Genomic DNA, 23,212 nt, shown 5'->3' with positions numbered 1-23,212 from the left:
CTACTTCACGAATTGGTTCAATTGGATGATCGGCATCAGCACCGCCAGCACGATCAGCATCACGACGCCACCCATCGCGACGATCAGCAAGGGCTCGAGGATGGTCGCCAGATGCATCGCGCGGCGCTGCACTTCGGCGCCGAGCTGGTTGGCCGCCCGCTGCAGCATCAGCGGCAGCGTGCCGGTCTGTTCGCCGAGGCGGGCGAACATCGAGACGATGCCGGGAAAGCGCTTCTTCTGCGCCAGCGCGGAGGCCAGCGGCGCGCCTTCGCGCACCAGCACCAGGGCATCGAGCGCATCGGCGCGCATCGCGCTGTTGCTGAGCGTCTCGGAGGCGGCTTGCAGCGCGCGCAGGATCGGCACGCCTGCGGTCGCCAGCATCGCCAGCGTGCTGGCGAAGCGCGCCGCGTTGTAGCCGCGCGCCAGCTTGCCGACCAGCGGCAGGTTGAGCCAGGCGGCGTCGAAGCGCTCGCGCAGGGCGGCGCGCGCCAGCGCCATCCGGGCGCCGATGACGGCGACGACCACGGCCACCAGCATCAGCCAGCCGTAGTTGCGCACGAAGGCGCTCAGCGCCAGCATCGCCACCGTGAGGATCGGCAGCGCGCGCTTGGTGCCGGCGAAGACGTTGGCCACCTGCGGCACGACGTAGCTGACCAGGAAGACCACGATCACGATCGCCACCAGCGTCACGATCGCCGGATACAGGGCCGCGCCGACCAGCTTCTGCTGCAGCGCCTGGCGTTGCTCGAGGTCGTCGGCGAGGCGCTCGAGCACCAGGCCCAGGTTGCCGCTCTGCTCGCCGGCGCCGATCACGGCCACGTAGATCGGCGAGAACTCGTGCGGGTGCTGCGACAGCGCGCGGCCGAAGGGGGCGCCGGCATTGACTTCGGCGCGCAGCGAGGCCACCAGGTTGCGCTGCGCCACGGTCTCGGCCTCGTCGGTCAGCGCGGTCAGCGCGCGTTCGAGCGACAGGCCCGAGGACACCAGGCCCGCGATCTGCCGCGTCCAGACCGCCAGCGTGGTCGAGTTGAAGACCCGTCCGCCGCCGACCATGCGGCGCCAGCCGCCGGTCGCCGGCACGCCGCTCTCGACGCTGCCGACCACGGTCACCGACAGCGGAATCAGCGCTTGCGCCCGCAGCATCCCGCGCGCGCTGCGCGCGGTGTCGGCTTCGAGCACGCCCTTGCGGGCCTGGCCTTGGGAATCGATGGCTTCGAAGGAGTAGGCAGGCATGAGGACCGTCAGAAGAATGAATATGCGAATCCGCATTGTCGACGCTTGGCGAGTCTTTTTCGTCGGGCTGCTTCCCCACGATCCCGCCCGGTTCGTCCAGCCGCGAGGCGCTGTCCGTGGCGCGTGTCGATGTACTAGTGGTTAACACTGGACGCGATCTCATTGACCGGCAGAAAAGGTCGCACTTAGAATTTGCGCACAGGTTCAGATTTCAAGACCATCTGTGAGATGGCTTTGTCGCGCCTGTATGGTTTGCATCGTTCTCTTGCGGATTATTCCAATGGAGACAACTGTGCAACCCAACGCGATCAAGATCCGTGGCATCGACGATGTCATCGCCTACCTGGACTCACGCCAAGGCATCGTAGGCCGAGCTTCCACCATCTGGTGGTTGGCGCTGGGCGGATTGTTCCTCGATGCCTTTTCCAATTCCGCGCTGAGCGCTGGCCTCGGGCCCATGACGCGCGACCTTCATCTCACCGCCGGTCAGGTGGCGTTGATGACTTCGTTCGCCTCCTGGGTGGCCATCGTCTTCAACCCGGTTGGCGGCTGGATGGCGGACCGCTGGGGGCGCATCCGCCCGCTCGTGCTCGCCAAGTTCCTTGCCGTGGTTGGCGCCGTGCTGGTGGTGTTCGCTCCCAGCTTCGAGATGATCCTGGTCGGCCGCTTCTTCGTCGGCGCCGCCTACGGCATCGACTTCGCGATTGCCATGGCCGTGCTAGCGGAATTCACACCCGCAAAGCTGAAGAGCCGGCTCAACACCTGGCAGGGCATGTGGTACGCGGCGGTCTGCACCAATCTCCTTTTGGCGCTGCTGTTCTACTCCTGGGATGTAGGCGATTCGATCTGGCGCTATTCCGTGGCTGCCACTGCAGTTTTTGGCGTCACGATCCTCGCGCTGCAACTCGCGCTGCTGGTCGAGAGCCCCATCTGGCTCGCGCGAAAGGAGCGACTCGACGAAGCCGCGCGCGCCATGAGCCGCATCTACGGCGAGCTTTTCGTAGCCGCGCCGAAGCATGAGCGCATTCCGGTCATCAACCAGGCCCGTCGCGGTGCAGCCAACGTCCTGCTGATCTTTCGCGGCGCCTACCTGCCTCGCACGATCCTCGCGGCGACGGTGCAGATCGGTCAGTCGATCCAGTATTTCGCAGTGGGCTGGTACCTGCCATTGATCAGCGCAACGCTGTTCGGCAAGGACTTCGCTCAAGCCACCATCGGCGCGCTCGCCTTCAATGTCTTCGGCATCTTCGGCGGCTTCCTGTCGCCATGGATCGGCCGCAAACTGGGCTTGCGCCGCGCTTCGGCCTTTGGATTCGCCATGGTGTTCCTTATGCTGCTGACGCTCGGCCTGTTCCACGGTCGCATGCCGCTGTGGCTGGCCGTGATCGTTCCTTCGCTCTTCATCCTCTTTCATTCGGGCGGTCCTGGCGCGAACGGCAAGAGCCTGTCGTCACTCTCGTTCCGCAGCGAATTGCGCGCGGGAGCCAACGGCATCATCGGCGCGCTGGGCTCAATCGGCGCGGCGCTCGGCTTGCTGGTCTTTCCGCTGTTCCGGGAGAAGTACGGCCTCGAACATACCTTCCTCATTCTCGCGGTCGTGCCGCTGGTCGCAAGCGTCATCTGCTTTGCGATCCGCTGGGACCCGACGCGCACCACCATCAACCCGGACAACGAACCCGATGCACCCCAGTTCGACGAGGACAAGCAATCGAATGCCGAATCGCCGCAACTGGCCGCGGGGAGAGTGAACTGATGACGACCATTCAGGATGTGATCCTCTGCATCGACGAGGGCACCTCGGGGACGCGAGCGGCCATCGTCGGACGCGACGGTCACGTCTCATGCCTCGAGTACGCGCCGCTGCGGGTCGACACGCCGCGCTCCGGCGTGGTTGAGCAGGACGCCAACGCGATCCTCGACAAGACCATCGAGGTCTGCCGCGCCACTATCGCGCGTGCCCGATCGGAACGGCAACGCATTGTCGCGCTGGCCATTGCGACGCAGCGTTGTTCGGCCGTGCTCTGGGACACTCGCACCGGCCGCGCACTGGTGCCGGTCATGGTGTGGCAGGACACCCGCTACGTCAGTGAACTGGAGCAGCTTGCACCCGCCTGGGACAAGCTCCTGAAGGAGCAGATCGGCCGGCCGGTCGGGGTGCGTTCGCCCTACCTCTGGGCCACGCACCACATGCGCGAGACCGAGCCGGTTGCCCGCGCCCTCAAGGAGCGCCGCCTCGCCTTCGGAACCGTCGACAGCTGGTTGCTGTGGCACCTCTCGACGCAGCGCGCCTGTGTGACGACGCCGACCAACGTGACCTCCGGCAACGCCTACGTCATGGCCGAACACCGCTACCAGTCGGACTGGATCGATGCGCTCGGCTTTCCTCGAGAGCTGCTTCCCGAACTGCGTGAAGACGCGGATGACTTCGGCCGCACTCGCACCGAGCTGCTCGGCATCGACGTGCCCATCCTCGCTTGTGCCGGCGATCAGCATGCGGGCGCCATCGGCCTGGGCTGCCTCGACCGCGAGCAGGCCATGTGCGTCCACGGCACAGGCAGCTTCGTCGACGTGATCACCGGACCCGTGCTGCCTGTCCATGCAGGCCAGCATGACGGCACCCTCACCATGACAGCGCGGCGTGCGCACGGCGTTTCGCATTTCGCGGTGGAGACCTATGTGGCAACGACCGGCTCCGCGTTGAACTGGGTCTGCGAGAAACTGCAATGGTTCGACAACGCCGAGCAGATCAGCGCCATGGCCGCGACCGTCAGTTCGTCTCGCGATGTCACCTTTGTTCCAACGCTGACCGGCCTGCGCGTCCCTGCCATGGAGCCCGGCGCGCGTGCGTCGCTGACTGGCATCTCGATGGCGACCACACGTGCCGAAGTCGCCCGGGCCATCCTCGAAGGCATCGCGCATTCGGTGGCGTCGTGCATCCAATCGAACCAGGCAGTTTCCGGGGTCAAGGTGTCCGAGTTGGTCGTGGGCGGCGGCCTCGCGGGCAGTTCCGCCCTGCTGCAGATACAGGCCGACCTGACCGGCATGCCGGTGCGGCGCATCAAGGAAACCGAGCGGGCCAGCCTGCGCGGCATTGCATTTCTTGCCGGTTCGTCCGGTCTTCTGTGGGATTCGCTGCAGGAGGCCCGCGCCACGCTGACCACCGAGGCCGTGTTCGAGCCCGCGATCGAGCCTGAAGAACGCAGCGCTCGGCGCAGCCTGTGGCACGCCCGAGTGGCCTCGGAACTCGCGCACGTCCGAAATTTCAAGAACGCTACAGCTGGAGAGTTACCAAGATGATGGTTCTGCCATCCCTGTGGTCCGGCAAGGACCGGGCCGCGATGACAACCACCGAACCACTGCGGCTGAATCGGCAGGATCAGCTCACACGGCTCGCCGACGAGCACTTCGACATCGTGATCGTCGGCGGCGGCGTGACCGGCGCCTATGCGGCACTGGATGCCAGCTTGCGGGGCTATCGCGTGGCAATGGTCGAGAAGGATGACTTCGCCTTCGGCACCTCGTCGAAGTCCTCGAAGATGGTCCACGGAGGCCTGCGCTACATCGAACAGGGCAATCTGGGCCTGGTGCGCCACTCGTTGCTGGAGCGCCAGCGCCTGCGCCGCAACGCCAGGCACCTGGTGCAGCGCCTGCCGTTTCTCTTTCCTGTCATGGAGCGCGAAGGCGTCTTCGACAAGCGCCTGGCCAAGGCATTCGAGAGCTTGCTGTGGACCTACGACATCGCGGGCGGCTGGCGCGAAGGCATCCTTCACCAGAAGCTGACCAAGGCAGAGGTCCTGTCTCATTGCCCCACCTTCAAGGAAGAGCACCTGACGGGCGGCTTCATGTACTTCGACGCACGGGTGGACGACGCGCGGCTGACATTGAACATCGCGCGAACGGCCGCTTTCCATGGCGCCGTTGTCCTCAATCATTCGAAAGCCGTTGAAATCAGCCGTGATGCCCAAGGCAAGGTCGACGGCGTGATCGTCCAAGCTGATCGCCGCGAGATCCGCGCACGCGCAGGCGTCGTCATCATGGCCACCGGGGTCTGGCTGCGCGACTGGGACGGCCGCAAGAAGAACGACGCGCCAACGATGAACATCCGACCCGCGAAGGGCGTGCACGTGGCCATTCCCTGGATGAAGATCCGGAATGACTGCACCGTGACCATACCGGTACCAGGCCGCAACCGGCGCGCAACCATCACGCGCTGGGGCAACGTCTCCTACCTCGGCACTACCGATGAAGACTATCAGGGCAATCTCGACGACGTGCACTGCACGCGCGAGGAACTCGACTTCCTGCTTGACGGTGCCCGGTCCGCACTGAAGACCGACCTTCGAGCGGAAGATGTGGTCGGCAGCATCGCCGGGTGCAGGCCGTTGGTCGCGCCGCCGGGCGGGAAGACGCTGGAGATAAAGCGCAACCACGAGATTCGCGTGGCGGCTGACGGCCTCGTGACCATCGTCGGTGGCAAGCTCACCACTTCGCGGCACATGGCCGAGCAGACCATTGATGCAGCCCAGAAAGTGATCGGCAAGCGCAACGCCTGCACGACCAAGTCGGCCTACCTTCTCGGGGCGGCCGGCTACGACGCCCAGGCGATCATGGCTTCGGGCGGCCTTTCGGCGCACCTGGGTGAGCGCTACGGCACCGAAGCACGCTTCGTCACTGATCTTCTTCATGAGGACACGAGCCTGCTCCGTCCCATTGTCGAAGGCCTGCCGTATTGCGAGGCGGAAGTCGTTTATGCGGTGCGGCACGAACTCGCTTGCACCGTCGATGACGTGTTGTCGCGGCGCATCCGTGGGCGGCTGATGGCGCGCGACGCCTCGGGCCGCGCAGCGGAGCGGGTCGGCGAAATCATTCAGGCCGAACTCGGCTTGTCCCCCGCGGACGCGGCGCAACAAGTAGCGAGTTACCGCGCCGCGATCGAGCACGAAAAATCCATTCTTATGGGAGAGAAGTAGATGATCAGCAAAGACGCAATTCAACGCGGCTACAACCGCCGCAACTACGTTGTCGGCGCCCACACGCCGCCGGCCTATGCCAAGACCATCACGGACACGGACGGCCCGCCCGGCTTGCAACGGGCGCCCGTCGCAGTGGCCTCGACGTACATCGATGCGCTCTGCAACGTCGCCGACGAAGTGCTTACCGACACTGGCAGTGTGGTTGTGTGGACGCGGGACTGGTGGGCCGGCTCGATGGTCTCGGAAACCGGAGGCAAGCCCGCGACGCCGCAGGCCGTGATCGTGCGAGTCTCAACCGTCGACCAGATCCAGGCGGTCATGCGCATTGCCAATGCAGCCTCGATTCCCGTCACCGTCTCGGCCGGTCGCAGCAACGTGACAGGCGCGGCGCTGCCGGTACGCGGCGGTATCGTGCTGGACGTGTGCGAGCTGAACAGGTTCATCGGCTTCGACGCCGGGAGTCAGATCGTGGAGGTGGAGGCCGGCATGTTCGGCGATGTCTTCGAGGAACTCATCCAACGCGAGCATGGCATGACGATGGGCCACTGGCCCTCATCCTTCGGCATCAGCACCGTCGGTGGCTGGGTCGCCTGCCGTGGCGCGGGTCAGTTGTCCACCCGTTATGGAAAGATAGAGGACATGGTGTTTGGCATGGACGTGGTGCTCGCCGACGGCAGCCTCGTCACGGTGGGTGGCTACTCGCGAGCGGCTGTGGGCTCTGACCTGCAGCAGCTCTTCATCGGATCAGAAGGCACCCTCGGCGTGATCGTCCGCGTGCGGCTGAAGCTGCATCGCCTGCCGGATTTCGGCCGAGCCATCGCCTACGGCTTCGACAGCTTCGCCATTGGCCTCGAAGCCTGTCGGGAGATCATGCAGCGCGGGGCCAACCCGGCAGCGCTGCGGCTCTATGACGCACTCGAAAGCCGGGTGCAGTTCAATCTCGACGACACGCATGTGCTGCTGATTGCCGACGAGGGCGCACCCGAGATGGTGGATGCGGTCATGGCCATCAGCGAACGCGTCTGCAAGGAGTTGGGCCGCGCGCTCGACGGCCCGGTTATCTTCGAGCGCTGGCTCGACACGCGCTACCTCACAGGCAAGAGCGCCGAGGGTTTCAAGCGCAGCCCCGGCTTCGTGGCCGACACCCTGGAGATGAGTGGCCGCTGGAGCGACCTGCCTGCCATCTATGACGAGGTCGTTGCGGCGATCAACGCGGTGCCCGGCACGCTCGCGGGCTCCGCGCACCAGTCGCACGCCTACGTGGACGGCGCCTGCCTCTACTTTTCGCTACGCGGCGAGGTGGAAGTCGAGAACCGCGCGCGCTGGTATCGTCAGGCTTGGGACGCCGCGATTGCGGTGCTGGTGCGCCACAATGCCGCATTGAGCCATCACCATGGCATCGGTTTGCTGCGGGCTCCATATATGGCTGAATCGCTGGGCAGCGCATTCCATGTTCTCCAGGCCCTCAAACGCACACTCGATCCGAAGAACATCCTGAACCCCGGCAAGCTCGGTCTGAGCGACAAGCTGCCCGATACCGAAGACTGAGTTTCATCGAATGGACCGCTCCCTTGGCGCGCGCCTTGCGCGGCATCCGATCATCGCGACGCTCTATGGGGCGGAGCAGATCGACGCCTTCATCGACAGTGCCACCGAAATCGCCATCGTTGCGAACGTGGAACTGCGCAAGCTGCACGGCGTGGTGGCGGCTATCACTCGTGCCGACAAAATCTGTATCGTGAACATCGACAGTTGCGATGGCATTTCGCAGGACAAGGGCGGCGTGGAGTACTTGGCCGAAATTGGCGCGACCAGCCTGGTTTCCACCCGCATCGCGACCATACAGCGGGCCAACCGGGCGGGTCTTCTCACGATGCAAAAGGTATTTGTCACCGACCGATCGACTTGGCCACGAAGCGTCAAGGCGCTCGCGCAGAGCGATCCGAATCTCGTTCAGCTCATGCCGGCACCGATGCTGTCGCACATTTCCGCCAAGGAGCGCAATGCGCTGCCGCCCATCGTCGCATCGGGTTTCGTCGGCAGCCTGAATGATGTTCGCAGCGCGCTGGCAGCCGGGGCAGTGGCTGTTTCGACGAGCGACGCCGCGATATGGCACCTCGACACCAAGGCCGTCATCGCCGGTTGATTCCGTTTGTGCCTGCGGGCGCTAATCCCTCGTCACGCGAAGCAGCTCGGCGCGCGAGCTGATGCCGGCCTGGACCAGGCGCTCGCCGTCCTCGCGCATCGAGCGCAGGCCGCCGCGTTCGGCGGCGACGAAAAGCTGGCTCTCGGGCGCGCGGTTGTGGATCAGCGACTGCACCGTCTCGTCGGCCACCAGCAGTTCGAAGATGCCGGTGCGGCCCTGGTAGCCGGTCTGGCCGCAGGCATCGCAGCCGACCGGCTGGGCCTCGTGGCCGGCGGCCGGCGAACACACCGGGCACAGTTTGCGCACCAGCCGCTGGGCCAGCACGCCCAGCAGCGAGGAGCTCAGCAGGAAGGGCTCGACCCCCATGTCGGTCAGGCGCGTCACGGCGCTGACGGAGTCGTTGGTGTGCAGCGTGGCCAGCACCAGGTGGCCGGTGAGCGAGGCCTGGATCGCGATCTGCGCGGTCTCGAAGTCGCGGATCTCGCCGATCATGATCACGTCCGGGTCCTGCCGCAGGATCGCGCGCAGCGCCTTGGCGAAGGTCAGGTCGATCTTGGCATTGACCTGGGTCTGGCCGACGCCGTGCAACTCGTACTCGATCGGGTCCTCGACCGTCATGATGTTGCTGCTGCTGGCATCGAGCCGGCTCAGCGCGGCATACAGCGTGGTGGTCTTGCCCGAGCCGGTCGGGCCGGTCACCAGGATGATCCCGTGCGGCTGGCCGATCAGCTGCTCGAAGCGCGCCAGCGTGTCGCCCTGCATGCCCACCGATTCGAGCGTGAGCTTGCTTTCCGATTTGTCGAGCAGCCGCAGCACGGCGCGTTCGCCATGGGCCGAGGGCAGGGTCGAGACCCGTACGTCGACCGCGCGGGTGCCGATCCGCAGGCTGATGCGGCCGTCCTGCGGCAGCCGCTTCTCGGCGATGTCGAGGTCGGCCATGATCTTCAGCCGCGAGATCAGCGCGGCGTGCAGCGCGCGGTTCGGCTGCACCACCTCGCGCAGCGTGCCGTCGATGCGAAAGCGCACGGACGAGGTCCGTTCGTAGGGCTCGATGTGGATGTCGCTGGCGCCGTCGCGTGCGGCCTGCGTCAGCAAGGCGTTCAGCATCCGGATGATCGGCGCGTCGCCGGCCGATTCGAGCAAGTCCTCGACCGCCGGCAGCTCCTGCATCATGCGCGAGAGGTCGGCATCGCCCTGCACCTCGCTGACCACCGCGGCGGCGTTCGATTCGCCCTTTGCATAGGCGGCGCTGATGCGCTGCGCGAGCTGCTCGGGCGGCAGGGGCTCGAAGGCCTTGACCGGGTACTTGCGCAGCACTTCGCCGAGCGCGCTGCGCGGCGGCACCTTCGGCATCCAGAGCGTCAGGGTGCCGTCGTCCGCCTCTTCCAGCAGCAGTTGCTGGCCGCGGGAGAAGGCATAGGGAAGGGGATAGCGCACGGCCTGGCCTCTAGGGCAGTTCGCGCGCCGTCGACGGGTCGGCGGTCGGCGGCAGCGCACCCTTGATCGGCGGCGGGCGCAGCGCCCGCGTGTCGGTCGGCGTCAACGGCGGCGGCACCAGCCGCGTGCCGCCCGTGTTGGCGGGGGCCGTCAGCGGCGGCAGCGGCGGCAGCACCGCGGAGTCCTCCACGCCGCGCAGGAAGATGGTCTTGTCGGGCTGCGAACTCTGCTGCAGGCCGCGGATGGCGTCGTAGCGGTCGTAGGCCAGCTGGTCGCTGGTGACGGTGTCGCGCACCACCACCGGCCGCAGGAACACCATCAGGTTGGTCTTCTTTCGCGAGCGGGTCTCGCTCTTGAAGAAATTGCCGATGATCGGGATGTCGCCGGCCAGCGGAATCTTCTCGAGCGCGTTGGAGTACTCGTCCTGCAGCAGGCCGCCCAGCACGATGATGGCGCCGTCGTCCACCTGCACGTTCGATTCGATGCTGCGCTTGTTGGTGGTCGGGCCGTTGACGTTGTTGACGGTGCTGGCCTGGATGGTCGAGACCTCCTGGAAGACCTGCAGCTTGACGGTGTTGTTCTCGTTGATCTGCGGCCGCACGCGCAGCGTCAGGCCGACGTCCTTGCGCTCGATGGTCTGGAACGGATTGACCGAGCCGGCGGCCGCCCCCGTGTTGGTGAACTGGCCGGTCAGGAACGGCACGTTCTGGCCGATCACGATCTTGGCCTCTTCGTTGTCCAGCGTCAGCAGGTTGGGCGTCGAAAGCACGTTGCCCTCGGCGTTGTTCTCGAGAAAACGGGCCAGGAAGCTCAGGATGTACCCGCTGCCGTACTTGGTGCCGATGCCGAAGTTCAGCCCGGTCGAGGGGCGGGTCGCGGTGTTGCCGGTCGCGATGCCCACCGCCAGGTCGATGATGTTGGCGCCTGCCAGGTTGGAATTGGTGCCGATCGCGCCGACGTTGCGATCGCCGTTGCTGCCGAGGCCGGTCTGCCACTGGATGCCGAATTCGGCGGCCTTGTCGGCGTTGACCTCGACGATCAGGCTCTCGACCATCACCTGCGCGCGCTTGCCGTCGAGCCGGTCGATCACGGCGCGCATCTGCCGGTACTGCGGCTCGGGTGCCGTGATGATCAGCGAGTTGGTCGACGGGTCGGCCTGGATCTGGCCGCCGGTAGAGGGTATGTTGGCGTTGTTGAGCGGTGAGGTCGCCGCGGCGCTGCTCTGCTGCTGGCCGCCCTGCAGCGCTGCCTGCTGGTTCGGCTGCGTGCCCTGGGCCGTCGTGCCGGTGCCGCCGCTGCCGCCGCGCGCCTCCGCCGACATGGCCGCCCGCAGCGTGGTCGCGAGCTTCACGGCGTCGGCGTTCTTCAGGTACACCACATAGACGTTGCCGGCCGCGCCGTTGCCGCTGTCGAGCGGCGCCCGGTCAAGCTTCTCGACCAGCGTGCGCACCAGCTGGGCGCGGGCAGGGTTGGCCGCCCGCAGGATGATCGCGTTGCCGCGCGGTTCGGCCAGCAGCGTGGTCCGGAACGAGGCGTCGACCTGGCCCGGCACCGCCGCACCGGCCCCTGTGCTGCCGCCTTCGAGCAACCGCATCAACAGCGGCACCATGTCGGTGGCCACCGAGTACTTGAGCGGGATCACCTCGATGTCGGAGGCGTTCGGGACGTCGAGCGCGGCCACGATGCGCGCCAGCCGGCGCATGTTTTCGGCGTAGTCGGTGATCACCAGCGAGTTGTTGCCGGGGTTCACGTTGATCGTGTTGTTGGGCGCGATCAGCGGCCGCAGCACCGGCAGCAGGTTGTTGGCCGATTCGTAGTTGAGCTTGAAGATCTGCGTGACGATCTGGTTGCTGCCGACGCTGCCGGTGGTTGGCGTCGAGGTGGTCACGGTGCTGCTCTGCAGCTTGGCATCGGCCTCCGGCACCACCTTGTAGAGTCCTTCGGACTGCACGATCGCGAAGCCCTGCAGCCGCAGCGCGGCGGCGAACTGGTTGAAGGCCGCGGCCGGTGCGATCGCGCGGTCGGTCTGCAGCGTGATCGTGCCCTTCACCCGCGGATCGACCACCACGTCGCGGCCGGTCACCACCGCCATCGTCCGCGCCACCGATTCGATTTCGGCGTTGCTGAAGTTCAAGGTGATCGGTTCGCCGCGCCGCGGCGCGTCCTGCGCGAAGGCGGGAAAAGGAATGCAGGCCGCGACCAGCATCTGCGCCGCGAGCGCGATGGTGCCGATGCGAATGCCGCAGGAAGACGTTGGCTTCTTCATGGTCAACCCAGTGTGATGAGGGAGCGCGCGCCTTCGCGTCGCCCGATGATGTTCAACAAGTTCGAGAGCGCGTCTTCGCGTCCCGGCGCGGCGCTGGCCTCGCCATCGAAGCGCATCGCGGTGCCGTTCCAGCGGCCGCTGCCGCTCAGTTGCAGGCTGCCTTCGCGGGTGGTCACCAGCAGCGAAGGCACCGGGCCGCCCTCGAGTGCGATGCGGTAGCTGCCCATCGGCTTCAGAGTCGACAGGCTGGAGGAGATATCGGTGGCGTCGAGTGTCGCGCGGCCGGCCAGCGTCAGCTTGGAGCCGCTCCAGCGCAGCACCAGGGCCTGCATCGACAGATCGAGCACGCCCTCGAGCTTGAGCGTGTTCCAGGGGGCGCCGAACCCGGCCAGCATGGTCGCGGGCCAGCGCGACTGGCCGTCGCGCCATGTCAGCTCGAAGCCGTCCGGGCGGGGGCGCCCCTTGAGCTCCAGTGGGCTTGCGGCGCAGCAGGGAATGTCGAGCGCGGCCGTGACGCCGTCCCAGCGCGGTCGCAGCGTCCAGCCCAGCATGCCCGGCAGCGAGATCGATTCGGCGCCGCTCGCGCCGCTCGAGAACACGATCCCGGCCGTGCCGTTCCAGACCGTGCCGCGTGCATTGATCAGCTGCAGATGGCCGTTGCTCCATTGCGCCAGGCCGGCCGCGAGCCAGCGCGCCGGCGCGAAGGCGGCCAGCGCGACCACGATCCCGATCAGCGCGCCGAGCACGGCCCAGCGCCAGCCGGAGCCGGACGCTGCATCGGGGGAGGTCGTCACGCGGGCCACTGCGTGCTCAGCGGGCCGGCAGGCCCATGACCAGCGTGCCGTCCCAGCGCACGCGGGGCGGTCCGGAACCCGCCGCGGGCGGGGCAGGGGKGGGGGCGGGGGCGCTGTTCTGTGTGCTGCGGGTGAGGTGCACTTCGCGCGGCACGGCGCGGGCGTTGCTGCGGGCCTGGGCGAGCAATTCGGCGAGCGCGTCGGCGGGCACGGCGCGCACGGAGATCGTGACGTTCTCACCGACGCCGGCGCCTTGAAGCTGGGCATTCGGGCCGAGGTTCTGGCGCACCGAGGTCTCGAGGGCGCGCATCGCGTCGTCGCGGCTGGCGCGCGGCTGCGACTGCAGCGCCCTGGCCCGGGTCTGCAGGCTTGTCATCTGCTGCAACTGGGCATCGAGCCGCGCATGCTCTGCCGGTGCGGCCGACAAGGTACGCAGCGCCGGCGCCAGCGCGACCCACCAGGCGAAAGCCAGCGCCACCAGCACCGCAGCAGCGATGATCATCCGTTGCTCGCGCACTGCGAGCTCCGGCCACCAGGCCTGCCAGCGCGCGCCGAGCGGTTTGACCCATTTCATCGCGTGGCCTCCGCCTGCACGAGGAACAGGTCGCCTTCGCTGCGCGCGCTGTAGCCGCGCGACGACAGCGCGGATTTCACGTTCGACAGCTCCGCGTCTTTCAGACCGAGTCCTCGCAGCCGCAGCTGGCCGGCGCTGAAGTCGATCGCGGTGGGAACCCGGCCCGCCGGAAGGCTGGCGGCCAGCGCGCCGAGCATCGGTTCGAGATCGGCCGGTGCGACGCCGCCCGTGGCCTGCTGCAAGGCCGCGACCTCGCGAGCCATCTGCACCGGGGCGTCGACCACCAGTTGCACCGACGGAAAGGTCTGGGTCAGCAGCGAGCGCACGGCGCCGCGCTTGGCGTCGAGCGCACTGCGCTCTTTCCAGGCCCAGGCGTTGAGGCCGACCAGCTGCGCCAGCACCAGCGCCAGCGCGCCCCAGCGGGCGGCCCGCCACCGAGGCCCGTGCCACAGCGCGCGTGCGACGGCCGCCGCCTTCTTGCTCGCGCGGGCCCGGCCGGTCGATGCCAGATCGAACTGGGCGAGGTCCCAGGACGAGCCGCTCGCCTGCAGCCAGCGCTCGGCCGGCTTGACGATCGGCACCCCTTGGCCGAGCACGCTCTCGGCCAGTTCGGCGACGGCAGGCTCGGCCAGCACCGTGGTGTCGGCGGGCAGCGGGCCGGCCAATGCGAGGCCGGTGGCGTCGAGGGGCAGCAGGGCCACGCCTTCGGCGCCGCAGATGACGCACAGCGCCGCGTCCGGCTCGCCGATCGCGAACACCATCGGCGGCGCGCCGGCCGGTTGGGGCGCGAACTCCGGAATGATGCGCGTCACCCGGTGACCTGCGGTCTCGAGGGCTTGCACGGCGTTGCGCAGCCAGAGGCGATTGCAGGCCGCCACCCAGGCGGGTGCGGCGACGCGGGCACCGGGTTCCAGAGCGAAGTGCAGCGTGTCGGGATCGTCGAGCAGACGGTCTTCAAGCAGGCCGTTGAGTACCGAGCGCAGCCGCGCGGCGCTGCTCATGCTCCCTTGCGGCAAGGTGACCTGGTGCCACGACAGTGCCGCGGCGGGCACGCCCAGGATGACTTCGTCGCTGCTCGGCAACAGTGCCGGCGCAGCACTGCCTTGCGAGCGCAGCTTGCGGCCATCGCTCGACCAGACCGTCCAGCCATACTCGGCGGCGGTGGCCGGACCGGAGGTGAGAGGAATGGTTACAAGCAGCAAAGCCATGAAGAGGAGTGAAGGGTCGCTATTGTAGGAGAGGGCAGGTTCGAGATGCTACAAAATTGATAGCACTTCACATAGATGCAACGGGCGCTGCGCCTATTTTTGACCCAATCGGTTGCAAGAGGTTGCTGCATCAGGATTTGGGTGGTGGCGGCGTAGCGCCGGCGCCACGTTCCCGCCACACGATGCGGACGTCCATGCCGTCCCGCTTGAGCAGCGTCTGTTCCTCGACCCAGGTCCGGTCGATGCGCAGGCGTGCCTGCACCTCGAAATAGCCGGTCGACACCCCATGCTGCTGCGGAACGAACTGGGTCGAGCTTTGCTGCACCAGCGCCCCGGCGTCGGCCAGGGTCTTGAAATAGCCTCGCGCGCGTGCCTCGACCAGGCGCTTGGCGCCCGCGAGGTCGAGCTTGGGCGCGCTGGCGAAGATGGCTTCGGCGCTGGCGGTATTGAGGTTGAGCGGCGTGCGGGTCGGCAGTATCGTGACGTAGGGTTGTAACGCCTCCACCGTGGAGGGCGACAGGCCGAGCCACACGAGTTGGGTGCTGCGCTGGGGGAGCAGGACGGCCGCGGAATTTGCGCCGTCGGTTGGCGCAGGGGCGGGACTCGGCGCTCCCTCCGTCCCTGTCGCTCCTGCTGCTCCTGCCGCCCCTGCCGCTCCCGCCGCCCCTGCCGCTCCCGCGGCGCCCGGCACGCTCGCGGTGGCCGGCAGGGCACGTTGCAGGTTGGTCGTCAGCAGCGCCAGTTCCTCGGCCGGGAGCCCGAGCAGCTGGAACAGCTTGCCGAACGCGGCCACCGCGGTGGCGACGGGCTTGCCGCCCTCCACCAGATTCGTCACATTGAGCTTCGACTGCGCGTCGATGATGCGGCCCGAAAGGAAGGCGTCGGGCAGTCCTTCGAGCGCATCGCTCGCGATGTTCTTGTCGGCCGCCAGGAAGGTGGTCAGCTTGGCTTCTTCCAGCGGCACGGCCCAGGGCTCCGCCAGATGGTCGGCGCCTGCGCCGCCAGTGGCGGCGCGGGCATCCTCGCGCAGGATCAGCCGCGACCAGTCGAGCGCGCCGATCAGCACCCACCCGGCCTGCACCCGGGCCCGTTCGGCCGACTCGATCTCGGCCGCGCGCCACTGCTGCCAGAGCGCGGCGGCCGCGAAGGTGGCGACCAGCGTGACGGTCAGCATGGCCGTCAGCAGCGCGGCACCGGACTGGCGACCACGCTCGGCACGTCGTGTCGCCGCCCCCCGGGGGGGGCGCAGGCGATGCAGCCACTGCGTCATGATTTCGGCACCGTCACGGTGGGCCGCACCCAGTCGCGGGTGACGAGGCCCGCGAGCGCGGGCCCCTGGGGCAGGCTCAGGACCAGCCGCACGCCGTCGGGCAGCGGCGTGGCCGTGCCGAGCGCCTCGGCGCYCACGGCCGGCGCCCAGGCGTTGTTGCGGAAATACGAGAGCTGCCAGCTATCGAGCGCGATCAGGTCGACGTCCGCCCCGCTGGAGCCATTGCCGCTGTTCGCGGCCCAGGCGGCGGCTTGTGCCCAGGCCTGCTGCCATTCCGCCCGCGTCGTGAAGCCCGGCGATTGCCAGCGTCTCCAGTGCGTTCCAGAGGCGGCGTCGGAGCGCAGGGTCCAGGCGACCACGAAGACCACCGGCGTCGCGCTGTCGGTGCTGCGCCGCGTCAGGCGCAGCGCCCGCCCGTCCCAGTCGATTGCGGACGTCTGCGACAGCGCCACCATCGCATCCAGATCGGCACCCCACTGCGCCAGCGTGGTCTGCAGCGTCAGCACGGCGTCGCCGCGCTCCCGGTTCAGCGCCTGCGCGCGCGACATCGCATCGAGGCCGCGCCAGCTCATCAGGGCGAGCAGCGCCATGGCCGCGATGGCGACCATCAGTTCGATCAGCGTGAAGCCGCGGCCCTTGCGCATCAGAAGCGCCCCACGACGGTCGAGAGACGCAGCACCGGCGCCTCGTAGGCATCGCGCACCTGGACGTCGACGCGGCGGAAGTTCGGGTTCAGGGTCGGCGTGGTCGACACCGTCACGCCGAAGTTCTGGTTGGCCTGCGTGCAGACGCCGCCGGCGTCGCCCACCGCCGGCAGCTGCCGCGCCAGCCGCGCCTTGATCAGTTCGTTCTCGGCGCACATCTGGGCCAGCATCAGGTCCGACTGGCGCTGGGCGTTGCGCGTCAGCGCCATGGTCGCCTGGATGCCGGCCATCAGTGCGATGGCGACGATGCCCAGGGCGACCAGCACCTCGATCAAGGTGAAGCCGAGCATGGCCTGGCGCTGCTTCATGGCGACACGACTGCGAAGGGGCGCAAACCGTCGGTGCCGATGCGCAGGCTGCGCGCCGGCGGGCCGTCCGCGCTCAGCACGACCTGCTGCGCGGCGATGATCGGATCGGGTCCCAGTTGCAGCGCACCTGCGGCCCTGCCGTCGACGCCGATCGGCTGCGCGCTGATGCCCTCGGCCAGCCACGCCGTCGGCAGCGCTCCGGGCGGCAGGCCGTCGAAGCTGAAGTTGCCGGGCCCGTCGGGCGTGACGCGCCAGCGCACCGCGACGCCGCTGGCGCGCGACTGCGCACGGGCCGATTCGAGCAGGGCGGCGAGCCGCTCGGCTTCGCGGTCGAGCGTGGCCTGGCCCGAGTCCCGGAGCGAGAGCCCGACGCCGGCGGTGGCCAGCGCGATGATCGCGATCACCACCAGCAGTTCGAGCAACGTGAAGCCGCTCGCGAAGGAACGGGAGCGAACGGGCCGGCGGCAGCGTGCCTTACTGCCAGCTGCCGATGTCGGCATTCTTGCCTTCGCCGCCGGGCTCGCCATCGGCGCCGAGCGAAAGCACGTCGATCTCGCCCTTGATGCCCGGGTTCATGAATTGGTAGGGCCGGCCCCAGGGGTCGTTCGGCAGCTTCTCGACATAGGGCTTCCAGTTGGGCGCCGCGGGGCCGCTGGTTGGCCGCGTGACCAGCGCCTGCAGGCCCTGCTCGGAAGTCGGGTAGCGCTGGTTGTCGAGCCGATAGAGCTTGAGCGCCTGCATCAGGTTGTTGACGTCGGTCTTGGCCGCGGTGACGCGGGCGTCGTCGGCTCGCTCGATCACGTTCGGCACGATCAGCGCCGCCAGCACGCCGATGATGACCAGCACCACCATCAGCTCGATCAGGGTGAAGCCGCGTTGCAGGGCGCGGACGGGGGAGCGGGTGGAAATGGGCATGAAAGGGGTCTGGGAGCGGAGGGAGTCGGCCTGGGCCGCGTCGCTGAATGATAATCCTGCCCCATGACAGCCCCCTATGCACCCGCCAGATGGCCTTCGGCTGCTGCCACGACCGCCGTCTGGGCGCTGGCGGCCGCAAGCCTCGTGTTCTGGGGCCTGAGGCTGGCGGCGCCGTCCGACGCGCTCGCCCCCCCCATGGTGGCCGGCACGCCGCCGGCGGCGCTCGATCCGGCCGCGGTGGCCCAGGTGCTGGGCGCCGTGTCGACCCAGGCGGCGGCGGTCGCGATGCCCGATGCGGCCAGCCGCTTCGTACTGCTGGGCGTGGTGGCCGATGCCGGGCAGCAGGGTGCCGCGCTGATCGCGGTCGACGGCAAGCCGCCGCGGCCGTTCCGGGTCGGCGCTCCGGTCGCCGAGGGCTATGTGCTGCAGTCGCTCGGCCCCCGTGCCGCCACCTTCGGCGCCAGCGCGAATTCGGCGCCGGCTTTCACGCTTCAACTGCCCACGCGACCGCTGGCCGTCATGACGCCGCCCGCACCGCTGCCTCCGCAAAACTAAGCCCACGCACCGGGCTTCGGCCGGCGCAGCCAGGCCTGTTGGTGAAACACCGCGGAACCGGCTTCGCCGGGCCGCCGGTGTTGCCCCCGGTAGGGGGTGGGTGGGCTACACGAAGTGAGCCCAACCTGGGGGCGAGCTAAACCTGCAGGAAGAGCCTGTACACCGGGTTGGCGGTTTCTTCCACGAAGGGGTAGCCCAGCGTCTGCAGGAAAGCGTCGAAGGCCTCGTGGTCGGCCGAAGGCACCTGCAGCCCGACCAGGATGCGCCCGTAGTCGGCGCCCTGGTTGCGGTAGTGGAACAGGCTGATGTTCCAGTTCGGCCGCAGCAGGCTCAGGAACTTCAACAGCGCCCCGGGCCGCTCGGGGAAGACGAAGCGCAGCAGCCGCTCTTCATGCGCGAGCCCGGAGCGGCCGCCGACCATGTGGCGGATGTGCTCCTTCGCGAGTTCGTCGTGCGTGAGGTCGATGGCGCCGAAGCCGTGCGCCTCGAAAGTATCGGCGATGGTCTTCGATTCGCCGCGCGTGGTCGTGGTCAGGCCGACGAACACGTGGGCCTCCTTCGAATCGCTGATGCGGTAGTTGAACTCGGTCACGTTGCGCGAGGCGCCCGGCAGCTGTCCGATCACCTCGCAGAAGCGGCGGAAGCTGCCGCGCTCCTCGGGAATGGTCACGGCGAACAGCGCCTCGCGCTCCTCGCCGACCTCGGCCCGTTCGGCCACGAAGCGCAGCCGGTCGAAATTCATGTTGGCACCGCAGAGGATCGCGGCATAGGTCTCGCCGCGGGTGCCGCGGGCTTCGACATACTGCTTGATCGCCGCCACCGCGAGCGCGCCGGCCGGCTCGACGATGCTGCGCGTGTCGATGAAGACGTCCTTGATGCCGGCGCAGACTGCGTCGGTGTCGACCGTGATGAACTCGTCCACCAGTTCGCTCGAGATGCGGAAGGTCTCCTCGCCGACCAGCTTGACCGCGGTGCCGTCGGAGAACAGGCCGACATCGGGCAGCGTCACGCGCTGGTGGGCGGCGACCGATTGAATCATCGCGTCCGAGTCGTTCATCTGCACGCCGATCACCTTGATCTCGGGTCGCACCGCCTTGATGTAGTTGGCCACGCCCGAGATCAGGCCGCCGCCGCCGATGGCGACGAACACCGCGTCGAGCCGGCCTTGGTGCTGGCGCAGCATCTCCATCGCGATCGTGCCCTGGCCGGCGATCACGTCCGGGTCGTCGAACGGGTGGACGAAGGTGAGCCCATGCAGCTTCTGCTGTTCGAGCGCGTAGCCGTAGGCGTCCGAATAGCTGTCGCCGTGCAGGTGCACCTCGCCGCCGAGCGCCCGCACGGCGTCGATCTTGAGCTGCGGCGTGGTCACCGGCATCACCACCACGGCCCGCGCCCCGAGCTTGTGGGCGCCCAGGGCGACGCCCTGTGCATGGTTGCCCGCCGACGCGCAGATCACGCCGCTCGCGAGCTGCTCGGCGCTCAGGTGCGCCATCTTGTTGTAGGCGCCGCGCAGCTTGAAGCTGAAGACCGGCTGCTGGTCCTCGCGCTTGAGCAGCACCGTGTTGCCCAGCCTGGCGCTCAGGGCGCGAGCGGGTTCGAGGGCCGATTCCACGGCCACGTCGTAGACGCGCGCGGTCAGGATCTTCTTGAGGTAGTCGGCAGGGGTGAGGGGCGCAGAAGATGGAGGCGTGGACATAGGGCCGCGATCATAGGCCTCGCCCGCGAACCGCACGGGGCCCAAGAAAAAAGCCCCGGGCCTTGCGGCTCGGGGCTAAATCCACCAATTGGGAGGGTGGAGGAGACAACCGGTGCACATGTGTCGATGTGCGATGAAATAAAGTATATCGGTTGATTGCTGCAATGCAACACGCGAGTTGCGCTTTTCGAACACTAAATCACGCTGCGGAGGGGTTTTGACCTCTGTCGCGGCTTCTGGAGGCCTGGAATCATGGAATGCACAGTGAGTTGGACCGGCAATGCCGGCACGCGGTCGGCGATGGGCTTCGTCGCCGAGACCGGAAGCGGCCATGTCCTGATGATGGACGGCGCGCAGGATGCCGCCAAGCCCGAGAACGGCGGCCAGAACCTAGCGGCCCGGCCGATGGAGACCGTGCTGGCCGGCACCGGTGGCTGCACCGCCTACGACGTGGTGCTGATCCTGAAGCGCGGGCGGCACCAGGTCGAGCGCTGCAGCGTCAAGCTGACCAGTGAGCGGGCCGAAAAGGATCCGAAAGTATTCACCAAGATCCACATGCACTTCACCGTGGCCGGCAAGGGCATCCCGGCCGCCGCGGTGGAGCGCGCGATCGCGCTGAGCCACGACACCTATTGCTCGGCCACCATCATGTTGGGCAAAACGGCGCAGATCACCACCAGCTTCGACCTCGTGGAGCTAGGCTGAGGCCGCGCGCGGCCGGCGCAGCCAGGCCGCCCGTTCGTGAAACACCGCGGAACCGGCTTCGCCGGGCCGCTGGTGTTGCCCCCGGCAGGGGGTGGGCGGCTACACGAAGTGAGCCAACCTGGGGGCGAGCTAGACCCTATGGGCCACGGTGGTCATGACGCGGGACGCCATCCGCATGAGGGCCTTGGCGGGTGCCGGGAGCTCTCTGGCACCGGCGCTCCAGGCTTGTGCGGCATGGCGGGCTTCGTCGAGCTTCATCTGCTGGATCACCGCCCGGGAGGCGGTGTCGCCGGCCGGCAGGCGGTCGAGGTGACCATCCAGATGGGCCTCGACCTGGCGTTCGGTCTCCGCGACGAAGCCGAGGCTGGTCGCGTCGCCGAGCCGGCCAGCCAGCAGGCCCAGCCCGAAGGCGCCCAGGTACCAGACCGGATTCAGCACCGACGCATGGCTGCCCAGGTCGTCGAGCCGCTGCTGGGTCCAGGCCAGGTGGTCGGTTTCTTCGCGGGCGGCCTCGTTGAAATGCCGCCGCAGGGCGGGATCCCGTGTGACCGCAGCCTGCGCGGTATACAAGGCCTGCGCGCAAACCTCCCCCACATGGTTGACCCGCATCAGGGCGCCGGCCTCGTGTCGCTCGGCCTCGCTCAGCGGGCCCGGTGGCGTGGCGGGCGGGGGTGCCGTCCGCGTGGGGTGCGGCTTGGCGAACATGGTGCGCAGCGCCGCGTCTGCCACTGCCAGGACGGAGTCAAGCGATCGGTTCATGACGCGATTGGAACCGATGTACGAAGTGTCACATGTTCCCGGCCGAAAATTTTGCATCGTGAGACAAGGAGGGGTGCGAGAGCTTTGTTGCACCGCTGCAACGAAACGCTGCGCCCGGCCGCGTTTTCGGGCGAATTGTTTTGCCCTGATGAAGCGGCTCTGGTGCAATAGCGACAACTTCCCAAAAGGAGGTTGGCCCGGGGTCCGGTGGGAGCACTAAGTGCCAGTCACAGTGAGCCCTTCGCACCGGAGCCCTATGTTTAACCTTGGAGAAACTTGCAATGAAAAAATCTCTAGTTGCCCTGGCTGCTCTGGCTGTTGCCGGTGTTGCCTCGGCTCAGTCGTCCGTCACCCTGTTCGGTGTGGTCGACGCCACGATCAACAGCATCTCGAACAAGACGGACCAGCCGGTGTTCTTGGGCAACGTCAATGGCGTGCCCGTCTTCGGCACCCAGAGCGTCACGACCAGCAAGACGCAGCTGACCAACTCGGGCTACAACTCCAGCCGTCTGGGCTTCCGTGGTACGGAAGACCTCGGTGGTGGCCTGGCTGCCAGCTTCTGGCTCGAAGGCTCCGTGTTCAATGACACCGGTGACGGCAACGCCACCGGCGGTGGTCTGCAGTTCAACCGTCGTTCCACCGTGAGCCTGTCCGGCGCCTTCGGTGAAGTCCGCCTCGGTCGTGACTACACCCCGACGTTCTGGAACGACACCGTGTTCGATCCGTTCGGCACCAACGGCGTGGGCACCAACCTGATCTCGACCGCCAACGGTTACAGCACCACCGGCGCCCGTACGGGTGGCTTCACGGCGAACAACAACTACGTTCGCGCCAGTAACTCGATCGGCTACTTCCTGCCGCCGAACCTGGGTGGTTTCTATGGCCAGGTGATGTACTCGTTCAACGAGAAGACCAGCTACGATCCGGCCGGCCTGACCCCTCCCGGCTCGGCGACGATCGTGAACAACCCCGCGCTGCTGCTCGTTCCTGGCAATGAGCGTGCTGGCCGCTACGGTGGTGGTCGCGTCGGCTACGCCAACGGTCCCCTGGACGTTGCTATCGCCTACGGCCAAAGCACCATCGCGTCGAACTTCTACGCAGGCACCACGAACAACCTGAACACCTTGAACCTCGGTGCTTCGTACGACTTCGGCGTGGTCAAGCTGTTCGGTGAATACTCGCAAGCCGAACTCAAGCAAGAGGCCTCGACCGGCTTCATCGCTGGTGTGACCAACCCGTTCGGCTGGCGTAACCCTGGCGCTGACGGCTGGCTGCTCGGCGCGACCGTTCCTGTCGGTCCTGGCCTGATCCGCATGTCGTACTCGGCTGTCGCCTACCAGAACACCGGCACCCTGATCAACCCGGCCAATCCGTTCCTCGGTTTCAATAACGACGCCAAGTCTGACAAGTGGGCCCTGGGCTATGTGCACAACCTCTCGAAGCGTACGGCCCTGTACGCAACGGTGGCGTACATCAGCAACAAGGACGGTGCTGACCTGACGCTGGGCGGCCCGGCTTTCTTCTCGTCGAGCAACACGGTCGTTACCGGAATCCCGAAGAGCTCGACGGGCTACGACTTCGGTATCCGTCACGCTTTCTGATCTGAGGCTGGCGTAAGCCAGCATCGATCGAAAGTCTGAAAAGCCACTCGACGAAAGTCGAGTGGCTT

Annotated in this window: 21 protein-coding genes; 8 read left to right on the top strand and 13 right to left on the bottom strand. The window is 67.4% G+C overall.

Going from position 1 to position 23,212, the window contains the following annotated elements; genetic code table 11:
• Positions 1–1,233, bottom strand: coding sequence for a type II secretion system inner membrane protein GspF (gspF, locus tag AC1DYK_RS02390; protein ID WP_478164797.1), 1,233 nt, complete (start codon positions 1,231–1,233; stop codon positions 1–3).
• Between the two features lie 292 nt (positions 1,234–1,525).
• Here gspF and AC1DYK_RS02385 point away from each other — a divergent pair, with 292 nt between their 5' ends.
• From AC1DYK_RS02385 to AC1DYK_RS02365, 5 genes are read left to right on the top strand one after another with little or no spacing between them, the layout of a single operon-like run.
• Positions 1,526–2,986, top strand: coding sequence for an MFS transporter (locus AC1DYK_RS02385; RefSeq protein WP_478093402.1), 1,461 nt, complete (start codon positions 1,526–1,528; stop codon positions 2,984–2,986).
• A complete protein-coding gene (locus AC1DYK_RS02380) occupies positions 2,986–4,530 on the top strand; it encodes an FGGY family carbohydrate kinase (RefSeq protein ID WP_478164796.1) in 1,545 nt (514 codons plus the stop codon). The genes AC1DYK_RS02385 and AC1DYK_RS02380 overlap by 1 nt, the downstream gene beginning before the upstream one ends.
• Positions 4,527–6,203: a glycerol-3-phosphate dehydrogenase/oxidase gene (locus tag AC1DYK_RS02375; RefSeq protein WP_478164795.1), complete on the top strand. Its 1,677-nt coding sequence runs from the start codon at positions 4,527–4,529 to the stop codon at positions 6,201–6,203. The genes AC1DYK_RS02380 and AC1DYK_RS02375 overlap by 4 nt, the downstream gene beginning before the upstream one ends.
• A complete protein-coding gene (locus tag AC1DYK_RS02370) occupies positions 6,204–7,754 on the top strand; it encodes an FAD-binding oxidoreductase (RefSeq protein ID WP_478164794.1) in 1,551 nt (516 codons plus the stop codon). It abuts the gene before it with no gap.
• A gap of 10 nt (positions 7,755–7,764) precedes the next feature.
• The gene (locus AC1DYK_RS02365) at positions 7,765–8,352 is read left to right on the top strand and encodes a glycerol-3-phosphate responsive antiterminator (RefSeq protein WP_478164793.1); all 588 of its coding nucleotides are present in this window, start codon (positions 7,765–7,767) and stop codon (positions 8,350–8,352) included.
• 21 nt (positions 8,353–8,373) lie between these two features.
• Here AC1DYK_RS02365 and gspE read toward each other — a convergent pair whose 3' ends face one another.
• From gspE to gspG, 10 genes are all read right to left on the bottom strand, one after another.
• Positions 8,374–9,789, bottom strand: coding sequence for a type II secretion system ATPase GspE (gspE, locus tag AC1DYK_RS02360; RefSeq protein WP_478164792.1), 1,416 nt, complete (start codon positions 9,787–9,789; stop codon positions 8,374–8,376).
• Between the two features lie 10 nt (positions 9,790–9,799).
• Entirely contained in the window at positions 9,800–12,055 is a 2,256-nt protein-coding gene (gene gspD / locus AC1DYK_RS02355) for a type II secretion system secretin GspD (protein ID WP_478164791.1), read from the bottom strand.
• 2 nt (positions 12,056–12,057) lie between these two features.
• Positions 12,058–12,849: a type II secretion system protein N gene (gspN, locus tag AC1DYK_RS02350; protein WP_478164790.1), complete on the bottom strand. Its 792-nt coding sequence runs from the start codon at positions 12,847–12,849 to the stop codon at positions 12,058–12,060.
• A 16-nt stretch (positions 12,850–12,865) separates the two neighbouring features.
• Positions 12,866–13,423: a type II secretion system protein GspM gene (gene gspM / locus AC1DYK_RS02345; RefSeq protein WP_478164789.1), complete on the bottom strand. Its 558-nt coding sequence runs from the start codon at positions 13,421–13,423 to the stop codon at positions 12,866–12,868.
• Positions 13,420–14,631, bottom strand: a complete 1,212-nt coding sequence (gene gspL / locus AC1DYK_RS02340) for a type II secretion system protein GspL (protein ID WP_478164788.1) — start codon at positions 14,629–14,631, stop codon at positions 13,420–13,422. The genes gspM and gspL overlap by 4 nt, the downstream gene beginning before the upstream one ends.
• Before the next feature lie 130 nt (positions 14,632–14,761).
• On the bottom strand, positions 14,762–15,901 hold the full coding sequence (gspK, locus tag AC1DYK_RS02335; protein WP_478164787.1) for a type II secretion system minor pseudopilin GspK: 1,140 nt from the start codon (positions 15,899–15,901) through the stop codon (positions 14,762–14,764).
• On the bottom strand, positions 15,898–16,545 hold the full coding sequence (locus AC1DYK_RS02330) for a PulJ/GspJ family protein (protein WP_478164786.1): 648 nt from the start codon (positions 16,543–16,545) through the stop codon (positions 15,898–15,900). Before AC1DYK_RS02330 ends, gspK begins: the two co-directional genes overlap by 4 nt.
• Positions 16,545–16,913: a type II secretion system minor pseudopilin GspI gene (gene gspI, locus AC1DYK_RS02325; protein ID WP_478164785.1), complete on the bottom strand. Its 369-nt coding sequence runs from the start codon at positions 16,911–16,913 to the stop codon at positions 16,545–16,547. The genes AC1DYK_RS02330 and gspI overlap by 1 nt, the downstream gene beginning before the upstream one ends.
• Positions 16,910–17,413 (bottom strand): prepilin-type N-terminal cleavage/methylation domain-containing protein, encoded by a 504-nt coding sequence (locus AC1DYK_RS02320; protein WP_478164784.1) that lies wholly within the window; start codon positions 17,411–17,413, stop codon positions 16,910–16,912. Before AC1DYK_RS02320 ends, gspI begins: the two co-directional genes overlap by 4 nt.
• The gene (gspG, locus tag AC1DYK_RS02315) at positions 17,388–17,828 is read right to left on the bottom strand and encodes a type II secretion system major pseudopilin GspG (protein ID WP_478164783.1); all 441 of its coding nucleotides are present in this window, start codon (positions 17,826–17,828) and stop codon (positions 17,388–17,390) included. The genes AC1DYK_RS02320 and gspG overlap by 26 nt, the downstream gene beginning before the upstream one ends.
• A gap of 63 nt (positions 17,829–17,891) precedes the next feature.
• Between gspG and AC1DYK_RS02310 the strand changes: the two genes are divergently transcribed.
• Positions 17,892–18,383, top strand: coding sequence for a type II secretion system protein N (locus AC1DYK_RS02310; protein ID WP_478164782.1), 492 nt, complete (start codon positions 17,892–17,894; stop codon positions 18,381–18,383).
• Between the two features lie 136 nt (positions 18,384–18,519).
• Here the strand turns inward: AC1DYK_RS02310 and ilvA are convergent, their stop codons facing one another.
• Positions 18,520–20,079, bottom strand: coding sequence for a threonine ammonia-lyase, biosynthetic (gene ilvA, locus AC1DYK_RS02305; RefSeq protein WP_478164781.1), 1,560 nt, complete (start codon positions 20,077–20,079; stop codon positions 18,520–18,522).
• Between the two features lie 252 nt (positions 20,080–20,331).
• Here ilvA and AC1DYK_RS02300 point away from each other — a divergent pair, with 252 nt between their 5' ends.
• Complete coding sequence (locus AC1DYK_RS02300; protein ID WP_478090546.1) at positions 20,332–20,784, top strand: OsmC family protein; 453 nt, start codon at positions 20,332–20,334, stop codon at positions 20,782–20,784.
• 129 nt (positions 20,785–20,913) lie between these two features.
• Here AC1DYK_RS02300 and coq7 read toward each other — a convergent pair whose 3' ends face one another.
• Positions 20,914–21,543, bottom strand: coding sequence for a 2-polyprenyl-3-methyl-6-methoxy-1,4-benzoquinone monooxygenase (coq7, locus tag AC1DYK_RS02295; RefSeq protein WP_478164780.1), 630 nt, complete (start codon positions 21,541–21,543; stop codon positions 20,914–20,916).
• 281 nt (positions 21,544–21,824) lie between these two features.
• Between coq7 and AC1DYK_RS02290 the strand changes: the two genes are divergently transcribed.
• A complete protein-coding gene (locus AC1DYK_RS02290) occupies positions 21,825–23,144 on the top strand; it encodes a porin (RefSeq protein WP_478164779.1) in 1,320 nt (439 codons plus the stop codon).
• Positions 23,145–23,212 lie beyond the last annotated feature (68 nt).

The organism is Variovorax sp. P2_H12 (assembly GCF_056403395.1).
Note: the sequence above shows the minus strand (reverse complement) of the source record. Positions and strands in the feature narration are given on the sequence as shown.

What these genes read in the sequence shown, in the direction of transcription:
- gspF (WP_478164797.1), bottom strand. Translation starts at nt 1,233, where the DNA reads ATGCCTGCCTACTCCTTCGAAGCCATCGATTCCCAAGGCCAGGCCCGC.
- AC1DYK_RS02380 (WP_478164796.1), top strand. Translation starts at nt 2,986, where the DNA reads ATGACGACCATTCAGGATGTGATCCTCTGCATCGACGAGGGCACCTCG.
- AC1DYK_RS02375 (WP_478164795.1), top strand. Translation starts at nt 4,527, where the DNA reads ATGATGGTTCTGCCATCCCTGTGGTCCGGCAAGGACCGGGCCGCGATG.
- AC1DYK_RS02370 (WP_478164794.1), top strand. Translation starts at nt 6,204, where the DNA reads ATGATCAGCAAAGACGCAATTCAACGCGGCTACAACCGCCGCAACTAC.
- AC1DYK_RS02365 (WP_478164793.1), top strand. Translation starts at nt 7,765, where the DNA reads ATGGACCGCTCCCTTGGCGCGCGCCTTGCGCGGCATCCGATCATCGCG.
- gspD (WP_478164791.1), bottom strand. Translation starts at nt 12,055, where the DNA reads ATGAAGAAGCCAACGTCTTCCTGCGGCATTCGCATCGGCACCATCGCG.
- gspL (WP_478164788.1), bottom strand. Translation starts at nt 14,631, where the DNA reads ATGGCTTTGCTGCTTGTAACCATTCCTCTCACCTCCGGTCCGGCCACC.
- gspK (WP_478164787.1), bottom strand. Translation starts at nt 15,901, where the DNA reads ATGACGCAGTGGCTGCATCGCCTGCGCCCCCCCCGGGGGGCGGCGACA.
- gspI (WP_478164785.1), bottom strand. Translation starts at nt 16,913, where the DNA reads ATGAAGCAGCGCCAGGCCATGCTCGGCTTCACCTTGATCGAGGTGCTG.
- AC1DYK_RS02320 (WP_478164784.1), bottom strand. Translation starts at nt 17,413, where the DNA reads ATGCCGACATCGGCAGCTGGCAGTAAGGCACGCTGCCGCCGGCCCGTT.
- gspG (WP_478164783.1), bottom strand. Translation starts at nt 17,828, where the DNA reads ATGCCCATTTCCACCCGCTCCCCCGTCCGCGCCCTGCAACGCGGCTTC.
- AC1DYK_RS02310 (WP_478164782.1), top strand. Translation starts at nt 17,892, where the DNA reads ATGACAGCCCCCTATGCACCCGCCAGATGGCCTTCGGCTGCTGCCACG.
- ilvA (WP_478164781.1), bottom strand. Translation starts at nt 20,079, where the DNA reads ATGTCCACGCCTCCATCTTCTGCGCCCCTCACCCCTGCCGACTACCTC.
- AC1DYK_RS02300 (WP_478090546.1), top strand. Translation starts at nt 20,332, where the DNA reads ATGGAATGCACAGTGAGTTGGACCGGCAATGCCGGCACGCGGTCGGCG.
- coq7 (WP_478164780.1), bottom strand. Translation starts at nt 21,543, where the DNA reads ATGAACCGATCGCTTGACTCCGTCCTGGCAGTGGCAGACGCGGCGCTG.
- AC1DYK_RS02290 (WP_478164779.1), top strand. Translation starts at nt 21,825, where the DNA reads ATGAAAAAATCTCTAGTTGCCCTGGCTGCTCTGGCTGTTGCCGGTGTT.